We start from the raw sequence: 11,154 nt of genomic DNA on the forward strand, positions 1-11,154 counted from the left end.
GCGGTGAGCAGTTCTGATTCGAGGGCTTCGACGTGGGGGCTGTGGGAGGCGTAGTCGACCGGGAGGAGCCTGGTCTGGACGTTGTTCTGCTGGCAGTGGTCGAGGTAGGTGTGGATGTCCTCGGTGGTGCCGGAGATGACGGTGTGGGTGGGTGAGTTGATGACCGCGACCGACAGGCTGTCGAACGCGGCGATCTGTTCGGTGACCTGTTCGTGCGGCAGGGTGACCGAGGCCATGGTGCCGCGCCCGGTCAGCTGGGTGAGGGCCTTGCTCCGCAGGGCGACGATCTTCGCCGCGTCCTCCAGGCTCAGTGCACCTGCGATGTGGGCGGCGGCGATCTCACCCTGCGAGTGACCGATCACGGCGTCCGGGCGGGTGCCGTGGTGCTCCCACAGCCGCGCCAGGGACACCATGACCGCGAACAACGCCGGCTGCACCACATCCACCCGTTCGAGGAGTTCCCCGGCCGGGTCCGTGAGGACATCTCGCAGCGACCAGTCCACATACGGCGCAAGCGCTAGGGCGCACGCGTCGATGGACTGGGCATAGACAGGCTCAGTGGCCAGGAGATCAGCGGTCATGCCCGCCCACTGGGCACCCTGCCCCGGGAAGACGAACACCGTCTTGCCCTGCGGACGCGTCACCCCGGTCACCACATGCGCACTGGGATCACCGTCGGCAAGAGCCGCCAGCCCCTCCATCAGCTCCCCACGGTCAGCGGAAACCACCGCACCCCGGTGGGTGAGAGCCGCGCGAGTCGTGGTCAGGGCGTGCGCGACCTGCTCGGGCGTGATCTCGGGGTGCGCGGCAAGGTGCGCGTGCAACCGCGATGCCTGCTCGGCCAGAGCCTCGGAGCCGTATGACCCGACACCGGCCACACCACCACACCCGACCCGGACTCAGGCTCGGACTCCCCCTCAGGTCCAGTGACTTCGGCCGCCGGGGCCTGTTCCAGGATGACGTGCGCGTTCGTCCCGCTCATACCGAACGACGACACACCTGCCCGCCTCGGCCGGTCCTCCTCGACCGCCCACGGGGTGTTCTCCGTCAGGAGCTCTACCGCACCCGCCGACCAGTCGACATGCGGCGTCGGCTCGTCCACGTGCAGCGTCGCTGGGAGTACGCCCTCCCGCATCGCCATGACCATCTTGATGACGCCGCCGACACCGGCAGCCGCCTGCGTGTGGCCAAGGTTCGACTTCAGCGACCCCAGCCACAACGGAGCGTCTTCCGGCCGGTCCTGACCGTAGGTAGTGAGGATGGCCTGGGCCTCGATCGGGTCACCGAGAGCAGTGCCGGTGCCATGCGCCTCGACCGCGTCCACATCGGCCGCCGTCAGGCCCGCGTTCGCGAGTGCCTGACGGATCACGCGCTGCTGCGACGGCCCGTTCGGAGCCGTGAGGCCGTTCGACGCGCCGTCCTGGTTCACCGCCGAACCCCGCACCACCGCGAGGACCTGGTGCCCGTTGCGTACGGCGTCCGAGAGCCGCTCCACCAGCAGCAGCCCGACACCCTCCGACCAGCCGGTGCCATCCGCACCCGCCGCGAACGGCTTGCACCGGCCGTCCGGCGCGAGTCCGCCCTGGCGCGTGAACTCCGTGAAGCAACCGGGCGCCGCCATGACCGTCACACCACCGGCCAGGGCCAGCGACGACTCGCCGTTCCGCAGCGACTGGCACGCCAGATGGAGAGCGACCAGCGACGACGAACACGCCGTGTCGATCGTGAGCGCCGGGCCCTCCAGGCCGAACGTGTAGGAGACACGGCCGGACGCGACGCTCAGCGCGCTCCCGATGCCGACCTGGCCCTCGAATCCCTTGGGGGTGTCGGTGAGCCGGGAGAGGTAGTCCTGCGAAATGACACCGGCGAAGACGCCGGTGTCGCTCCCCTGGAGTGACATGGGGTCGATGCCGGCCCGCTCGAAGGCCTCCCACGACGTCTCCAGCAGCAGTCGGTGCTGCGGGTCCGTCGCCACCGCCTCGCGCGGACTGATCCGGAAGAGCTCCGGGTCGAACTGGGCCGCGTCGTAGAGGAAACCACCGGACGACGTCGCGGAAGTGCCGGTGCGTTCCGGGTCGGGGTCCATCAGCCGTTCGATGTCCCAGCCACGGTCGGTCGGGAAGTCACCGATCCCGTCCCGCCCTTCGGCGAGCAACTGCCACAGGTCCTCCGGAGAGGAAACCTCACCGGGGAACCGGCAGGCCATTCCGATGATGGCGATCGGCTCGTCGTGCGCGATCGGCGCCACCGCGTCGGCGTCGGCGGCCGGCAGCGTGCCGAGCAGTTCCGTGAGGAGGAAACGGGCCGCAAGGATCGGCGTCGGATGGTCGAAGATCAGGGTCGTCGGGAGCTGGAGACCGGTGGAGGCGGTGAGCCGGTTGCGTACCTCGACGGCGGTCAGTGAGTCGAAACCCAGCTCCCGGAACGTGCGGTCGGCCTCGATGGCCGCCGCGTCACCACGTACCAGCACGGTCGCCACATGGCTCCGTACCAGGTCCAGAAGGTGACGCTCCCGCTGCTCTGGGGCCAGCAGAGACAGTGCCTCCGCCAGTGAGCCACCCTTGCCCGCGGACGCGCCCGAACCCCGGGCCGACCGGGACACACTGGCGCGCCGGGGCTGCACCAGCGCGCGCAGGAGCGGCGGCGGGGCCGCCGAGCCCAGAGCCTGGGTGTCCAGCCCGGTCGGCAGCAGGAAGGGCCGGTTCTCGGCCAGGCCCACATCCAGCAGTGCCAGCCCCTGGGGCGTGGTCAGGGGTACGACCCCCGCCCGGCTCACCCGCGCCACATCCGCGCCGTCCAGGTGCTGTGTCATCCCACTGGACTCGGCCCACAGTCCCCACCCGAGTGAGGCCGCCGGCAGACCCCGACGGTGGCGATGGGCGGCGAGGGAGTCCAGAAAGACGTTCGCCGAGGCGTAGTTGGCCTGGCCCGGCGCGCCGAAAGTCGCGGCGGCGGAGGAGAAGAGGATGAACGCGTCGAGGTCGGACTCCGCTGTGAGTTCGTGGAGGTTCCAGGCGGCGTCGACCTTGGGGGCGAGGACGGTGGTGAGCTGTTCGGGGGTGAGACGGTCGACCGTCGCGTCGTCGAGGACGCCGGCGGTGTGGATGACCGCGGTGAGCGGGTGCTCGGAGGGGATGCTGCCCAGCAGCGCGGTGAGCTGCTCGCGGTCGGCGGCGTCGCACGCGGCGATACGGACGTCCGCGCCCAGCGCGGTCAGCTCCTCCTGAAGCTCCCGCGCCCCTCCCGCGTCCGGACCGGACCTGCTGGTCAGCAGCAGGTGCCGGGCGCCGTGTTCGGTGATCAGGTGGCGCGCCGTCAGCGCACCGAGCGTTCCTGTGCCGCCGGTGACCAGGACGGTGCCCTCGGCGCGCAACGCAGACGGCAGCGTCAGCACGACCTTGCCGATGTGCCGGGCCTGGCTCAGATAGCGCAGCGCCTCCGGTGCGCGTCGGATGTCCCACGCGGTGACGGGGAGCGGGCTCAGCACGCCCTCCTCGCACAGCGTACGGAGCTCCTCCAGCATCTCCTGGATGCGCTCGGGCCCCGCGTCGCCCAGGTCGAACGCCTGGTAGACCGTGCCCGGGTACGCCTCCGCGACGGCCTCGGAATCCCGGATGTCCGTCTTGCCGATCTCGATGAAACGTCCGCCGTCGGAGAGCAGCCGCATCGACGCGTCGGCGAAGTCCCCGGCGAGCGAGTTGAGCACGACGTCGACACCCGCGCCCCCCGTCGCAGCGCGGAAGTGGTCCTCGAAGTCGAGGGTGCGTGACGACGCGATGTGTGCGTCGTCCAGGCCGTGCGCGCGCAGGACGTGCTGTTTGCCGGTGCTCGCGGTCGACAGGATCTCGACCTGCCAGTGCCGCGCGAGCTGGAGCGTGGCCATGCCGACGCCACCGGCGCCCGCGTGGACCAGAAGCCGCTCACCGGGCTCCACCGCGGCCAGGTCGACCAGCCCGTAGTACGCGGTGAGGAAGACGATCGGGACGGTGGCTGCCTCCGCGAAGGTCCAGCCCTGCGGGATGCGCGTCAGCAGCCGGGCGTCCGTGACGGTCACCGGACCGGTGCTGGTGAACAGGCCCATCACCCGGTCGCCGGAACGCAGATGCGTGACGTCCGGCGCCACCTCAAGGACCACACCGGCGCCCTCACCGCCGACGGCGCGGACATCGCTGACCATGCCGAGGGTGACGACGACGTCGCGGAAGTTCAGCCCCGCAGCCCGGACAGCGACACGTACCTCACCGGGGGCCAGCTCCGCCGACGCCTCGGGTGACGCGACCAGAGCGATGTGGTCCAGGGTCCCCTGCCCCGTCACACCGAGGCTCCAGTCCGACACGTCCGCGGGGACGGCCAGCGCGTCCTCGGTCGAGAACCGGCCCAGACGGGCCGCGAGCGGCCGGCCCTCGCGTACGGCCACCTGTGGTTCGCCGCTCAGTACGACGGCGGGCAGCGCGGCTGCCGACTCCGGTTCACCGTCCACGTCGACCAGCAGGAACCTGTCCGGGTGTTCCGACTGCGCCGAGCGCAGCAGGCCCCACGCGGACGCGGATACGACATCGGAGACCGGGTCCCCGGGCTCGGCCGCCACCGCCGCGGACGTCACCACGACGAGCCGTGCCGCCGCCACCGACTCGTCACGCAGCCAGCGCTGGACGAGCGCGAGCAGGCGTGTGCCGAGCGACCGCACCCGGGCCGGCACGGCCTCGTCGCCCGCCGCATCCGTGCCGCGGTCCACGACGGGGAGGAAGACGGTCGCCGGTGGTACTTCGGGACCGTCCGTCAGCCGGTCGAGGTCCGTGGTGCCCTCGCACCCGACGGCCGCGGCCAGCGAGGCGGCGAACTGCGCGGCGAACTCGGCGGCGTCGTCGTTCACGCCGCCGTCCGTGAGCGGGGCGAGAACGGCGTACTGGCGGCGGCTCCCCGCACCGGCCTCCGGAAGGGTGACGGGCGACCAGTCCAGGCTGAACAGCGTGTCGCGGTACGGATCGGACTCGCCGGCCCGGTGCAACTGGGAGACGTCGAGGGGCCGCAGCGTCAGCGTGTCGATGTGTCCTACCGGCTGACCCTCAGGGTCCGCGAGGGTGATCCGGGCGGTGGTGGGCGTCAGCCTGCGGACATGCGCCCGGAGAGCGGCCGCGCCGGTGGCTTGCAGGTCGACTCCGCTCCAGGAGAAGGGCAGTTGGGCCTTCCCGTTCTGGTCCTCGTTGCCGTCCTGGTCTGTGCCGGTGGTCAGGCCGAGGGCGTGGAGGGTGGCGTCGAGGAGGGCGGGGTGGATGCCGTAGCCATCGGGGTCGGTGTCCTCGCCGAGTGTGATCTCCGCGTACACGTCGTTGCTGTCGCCCGAACGCCAGGCCGCCGTCAGGCCCCGGAAGGTCGGGCCGTAGTGGTAACCGTGCGCGGCGAGGTCGTCGTACAGCGTCTCGACGGGCAGTGCCTCGGCACCGGCCGGCGGCCAGGCCGTGAGGTCTTCGGCAGGTGCCGGGGGCGTCGTCGTGAGATGGCCGGTGGCGTGCAGGGCCCACGACTCGCCGTCCTCGGCGCGCGAGTGGACGGTGACCGGACGCCGTCCGCTCCCGTCCTCGTCGGCACCGGCGCTCACCTGGAGATGGACACTGCCGGTCTCCGTCATGACGAGCGGGGCCTGGAGCGTCAGTTCCGCCAGATGGGGGTGGCCTGTGTGCTCACCGGCGTGCAGGGCGAGATCCACGAACGCGGTGCCCGGCAGCAGTACGGTGCCTGCGACCGCGTGGTCCGCGAGCCACGGGTGCGTGCGCAGACTCAGGCTTCCCGTGAACGTGACGGCGCTCCCACCGTCCGCGAGCTCAACCGCGGCACCGAGCAGGGCGTGACCCGTACGACGGAGTCCGAGACTCGCCGGATCGCCGCTGTTTGCCGGTGTGTTGAGCCAGTAGTGGTGGTGCTGGAAGGCGTAGGTGGGGAGGTTGGGGCGGTGATTCGTGTTATGGGTGGTTGTGGGCCAGGTGAGGGGGGTGTGGTGGGTGTGGAGTGTGGCCAGTGCGGTGTGCAGCGTGTGCTGGTGGGGGTGTTTGGGGTGCAGCGTCCCGATGGCGGTGGTGTCCGGGAGGGTCTGCGTGGTGAGGGTGGTGAGGGTGGTGTCGGGTCCGAGTTCGAGGTACGCGGTGGTCCCGGTGGAGTCGAGGTGGTGGGTGATGGCGGTGTAGTTGACGCTGTGGCGGAGCTGTTCGGTCCAGTAGTCCGGCGACACCGCTTGCTCGGCCGTCAGCGGCAGCCCGGTGCGGTTGGAGATGACAGGCAGCACGGGAGCCTGCGGGTCAAGAGTGCTGAGCGTGGCACGGAATGCGTCGAGGACGGGGTCCATGTGCGCGGAGTGGAAGGCGTGACTGACCTTGAGGGCGCGGGTGCGGATACCCGCCTCCGCCGCACGGGCCGTCAGGGCCTCGATCTCGGCCACGGTCCCTGAAACGACCGTGTTCGTCGGGGAGTTGCGGGCCGCGATCTCCAGGGTGGTGCCCTCAAGCAGCGCTGTCACGTCGTCGGGGGTGGTGTGGAGGGTGAGCATCGTGCCCCGACCGGTGGGCAGCTCACCCATCAACTTGGCGCGGGTGGTCACGAGGGTGGCGGCGTCGGTGAGGGTGAAGACACCCGCGAGGTGGGCCGCGGTGAGCTCACCGATGGAGTGCCCGGCCAGTGCGTCGGGGCGCACTCCGTAGGACTGGGTGAGCCGGTAGAGGGCTGTCTCCAGGGCGAAGAGTGCGGGCTGCGTGTACGTGGTGTGGTGGAGGAGATCCGCCTCCGGCGTGCCCGGCTCGGCGAACATCACCGTCAGCAAAGGCACCGGGAGGTGCGCGTCCAGGGCGGCGCACACCTCGTCGAGGGCGTCGCGGAAGACGGGGTGGCTGGTGTAGAGGTCGTGCCCCATCCCCGCGTACTGCGAGCCCTGACCGGTGAACAGCACAGCGAGCTTCCCCGCCCGATACCGACCCACCACCCCCTGCGGGCTGGGGTTCCCGGCCGCAACAGCGGCCAGCGCGTCCATCAGCTGCCCGCGCTCGGTGCCGAAGGCGACGGCACGGTGATCGAGAGTCGCACGCGTCCCCGCCAGCGCCCCCGCGACCGCCGAGAGATCAACGTCAGGCTGCTCCTCCAGCCACGCGTGCAACCGGGAAACCTGCGCGGTCAGGGCCTCGGCCGTGTGGCCGGACACCGGCCACACCACCACACCCGATGAAGAATCGGACTCAGTCCCGGCCCGTTCGATCACGGGTGCCTGCTCAAGCACCACGTGCGCGTTCGTGCCGCTGATCCCGAACGAGGACACACCGGCCCGCCTCGGCCGGTCCTCCTCGACCGTCCACGGGGTGTTCTCGGTGAGGAGTGCAACGGCCCCTGCCGACCAGTCCACGTGCGGCGTGGGCTCGTCCACGTGCAGCGTCCGCGGCAGTACGCCCTCCCGCATCGCCATCACCATCTTGATGACACCGCCGACACCGGCAGCCGCCTGCGTGTGTCCAAGGTTCGACTTCAGCGACCCCAGCCACAGCGGAGCCGTTTCCGGCCGTCCCTCGCCATACGTCGCGAGGATGGCCTGCGCCTCGATCGGGTCCCCGAGCGTCGTACCCGTCCCGTGCGCCTCCACCGCGTCCACATCCGCCGCCGACAGGCCCGAGTTGGCCAGTGCCTGACGGATCACCCGTTCCTGCGAGGGGCCGTTGGGCGCGGTGAGGCCGTTGGAGGCGCCGTCCTGGTTGACCGCCGAACCCCGTACCACCGCCAGAACCTCGTGCCCGTTGCGTTGGGCGTCCGACAGCCGCTCCACGAGCAGCAGCCCCACCCCCTCCGACCAGCCGGTGCCGTCCGCACCCGCCGCGAACGGCTTGCACCGGCCGTCCGGCGCCAGCCCGCGCTGTTGGCTGAACTCCACGTACGTGCTCGGACTCGCCATGACCGTCACACCGCCGGCCAGCGCCAGCGACGACTCGCCGCTGCGCAGCGACTGGCACGCAAGATGCAACGCGACCAGCGACGACGAACACGCCGTGTCCACCGTCACCGCCGGACCCTCGAGGCCGAACGCGTACGACACCCGACCCGACGCGATGCTCGGCGCACTGCCGTTCCCGATCTGGCCTTCGAACCCCTCGGGCGTGTCCGGCAGGAGCCGGGCGGCGTAGTCGCTGTACATGACTCCCGCGAAGACTCCGGTCTGGCTGCCGCGCAGCGACCGCGGGTCGATGCCGGCCCGCTCGAAGGTCTCCCACGCCGTCTCCAGCAGCAGCCGCTGCTGGGGGTCCGTCGCCAGGGCTTCCTGCGGGCTCATGCCGAAGAGCGAGGGGTCGAACTGCCCGGCGTCGTGGAGGAATCCACCCTCCCGCACGTACGAAGTGCCACGGGTGCCGGGAACGGGATCGTAGAGCGAGTCGAGGTCCCAGCCGCGGTTGTCCGGGAAGTCGCTGATGGCGTCCCGGCCTCCCCGGAGGAGCTCCCACAGGTCGTCGGGTGTCGTGACACCGCCGGGGTAGCGGCAGGCCATCCCGACGACGGCGATCGGCTCCGTGTCCTGGAGCTGTGCGTGGGCCGTGGGCTGGACGGTGGCCGTCTCAGCGAACCGGCTACTGAGGTAGGCGGCCAGCGCCTGCTGCGTCGGATAGTCGAAGACGAGCGTGGACGGGAGCTGGAGGCCGGTCGCGGCACCGAGCTGGTTGCGGAGTTCCACCGCGGTGAGCGAGTCGAAGCCGAGTTCGCTGAACGTCCGTCCGGGGTCGAGCTGTTGGGAATCCAGGTGACCCAGCACGGCGGCCACCAGGGTCGTCACCAGTTCCGTGAGCCGGGTCAGACGGGCCTCAGGCGGCAGCTCGGCCAGCCCCGGCCCCCCTGCGCCGGACGCGGATCCGGAGGACCGGCCGGCCACGGCCATGGTCACGGTGCGCCGCTTGCGGACGAGGCCGTGCAGCAGTGGCTGCCCGGAGTCCATGGCCAGCGGCAGCAGGTGGGCGGGCGCCGCCTCGGCGAGCGCCGCGTCGAAGAGTTCGAGCGCGCGCTCGACACTGAGCGGAACGGCGCCGTTGCGTGCGAGCCGGGCGCGGTCCCGTTCGTCGAGATGACCGGTCATGCCGTCGTCCTGAGCCAGGAAACCCCAGGCGAGGGAGAGACCGGGCAGACCGTGGTGTCGCCGGTGGGCGGCCAGCGCGTCGAGGAAGGTGTTCGCGGCGGCGTAGTTGCCCTGCCCGGCGGTACCCAGCGTTGCGGCGCCCGCCGACACCAGGATGAACGCGTCGAGTTCCAGGTGCCGGGTGAGCTCGTGCAGGTGCCACGCGGCATCGGCCTTGGGGCGCTGTACCCCGCGCAACTGCTCCGGCGTGAGCTGGGCGAGCGTGCCGTCGTCCAGGACACCAGATGCATGGACAACCGCCGACAGCGGCCGGTCGGCGGGGATCGCGGAGACGAGCGCCGCGAGACCGTCGCGGTCGGCGGCGTCGCAGGCGGCGACCTCGACATCGGCGCCGAGGCCGGTCAGCTCCTGGCGCAGCGCGGTCGCCCGCTCGGTGTCCGGCCCGGACCTGCTGACGAGCAGCAGACGTCGTACGCCGTGGGAGCTCACCAGGTGCCTGGCGATACGGGCGCCGAAGGCGCCGGTGCCACCCGTGATCAGCACGGTGCCGTCGGGCCGGAACGCCGTGGGCGAGATGGTCCCGTCAGCAGTCGCCGACTCCAGCGCCTGAGCGCTGGTGTCGTGGCGTACGAGGCGGGGGACCAGCGGCGCTCCCGCCCGGAGCGCGAGCTGTGGCTCCTGTCGGGCCACCGCCGTCATCACGGCTGAGGGCAGGGCCGCCAGCGATGCCGGGTCGTCGTCCACGTCGACCAACACGAAGCGGTGCGGATGCTCGCTCTGGGCGCTGCGCAGCAGGCCCCACAGCGGGGCATGGATGAGATCGATGTCGTTCTCCGGCGCGACGGACACCGCGCCTCGGGTCACCACCACGAGGGGCGCCCCGGAGACCGAATCGTCCGACAGCCAGTCCCTGACCACGCGCAGGGTGCGTGCGGAGGCGGTGAACACCTGCTCGGGAAGGGGGAGTTCGAGGTCGACGGGCGGCAACGTGGCGAACACGGGTGTGTCGAACTCGCCCGCGTCCGGGCCTGCGGCGAAGATGCGCAGATCGGACACGACCGTGTCGGTCGTGTCGGTGACAGCGCTCATCTCCGTCCAGTCGAGGACGAAGAGGCGACCGTCACGGTCCGAGCCGGCCGAGGCGTTGAGCTGCTTGGGGTCGACGGATCGCAACGTCAACCCGTCGATTTCCAGGAGCGGTTGGCCGGTCGCGTCGGAGAGCGTGACCGTCGCCGTCGTCTCGCTCGTGGGTGTCAGCCGTACGCGCGCGGCGGTCGCCCCGGTCGCGTACAAACGGATACCTGACCAGGAGTAGGGCAGTTTGACCTCGTCGCCGCTGTGCCCGCTCGTCATGGCGTCCAGCGCGAGGGTGTGCAGGGCGGCGTCGAGGAGCGCCGGGTGGACGCCGAACCCGTTGACGTCGACGTCGGGAGCGAGTTCCACCTCCGCGTATACGTGACCGTCGGCCTGCCAGGCCGCGTGCAGCCCCTGGAACGCGGGGCCGTAGGCGTAGCCCTGGGCGGCGAAGTCCTCGTACAGAGCACCCACGTCCAGCGCTGTCGCCCGCTGAGGGGGCCAGGTCTCCAGACCGGTGGAGGGAGCGTCGGATCCCTCGTCGCTCATTCCCAGAAGACCTGTGGCATGGGCCGTCCAAGGGCTCTCGAACCCTTCCGGACGGGAGTGGACCGTCACGATCCGCTCCCCGGACGCGCTCTCCTGTGCGACGGTGACCTGCAACTGGACGCTGCCCTGCGCGGGTACGGCGAGCGGAGTCGCCAGCGTGAGATCCGTGAGCCGGTCACATCCCAGATGCAGTCCCGCGTGCAGGGCGAGATCCACGAACGCGGTGCCGGGCAGCAGAGCCCGGTTCGCGATGGTGTGGTCGGCGAGCCACGGGTGCGTGCTCAGGCTGAGAGAGCTGGTGAAGACGGCCGAGTCGCCCTGCGCGAGGTCGACGGTTGCGCCGAGGAGGGGGTGGTCGGTGGTGGTCAGTCCTGCGGAGGTGAGGTCCCTGGTCGCGGGTGTGTCGTTGAGCCAGTAGTGGTGGTGTTGGAAGGCGTAGG

The 11,154-nt window shown here is 71.1% G+C and carries 2 protein-coding genes; both read right to left on the bottom strand.

The features are described 5' to 3' along the window. Positions 1-824 (bottom strand): acyltransferase domain-containing protein (locus GXP76_RS35940; RefSeq protein WP_242574837.1); only part of this gene is annotated, 824 nt, incomplete at its 3' end. Next, on the bottom strand, positions 764-11,154 hold a 10,391-nt coding region (locus GXP76_RS30410; protein ID WP_308354236.1), incomplete at its 5' end, for an SDR family NAD(P)-dependent oxidoreductase. The genes GXP76_RS35940 and GXP76_RS30410, both read right to left, overlap by 61 nt.

Origin of the sequence: Streptomyces sp. NP-1717 (genome assembly GCF_022695985.1) — a bacterium.
GTDB lineage: Bacteria > Actinomycetota > Actinomycetes > Streptomycetales > Streptomycetaceae > Streptomyces.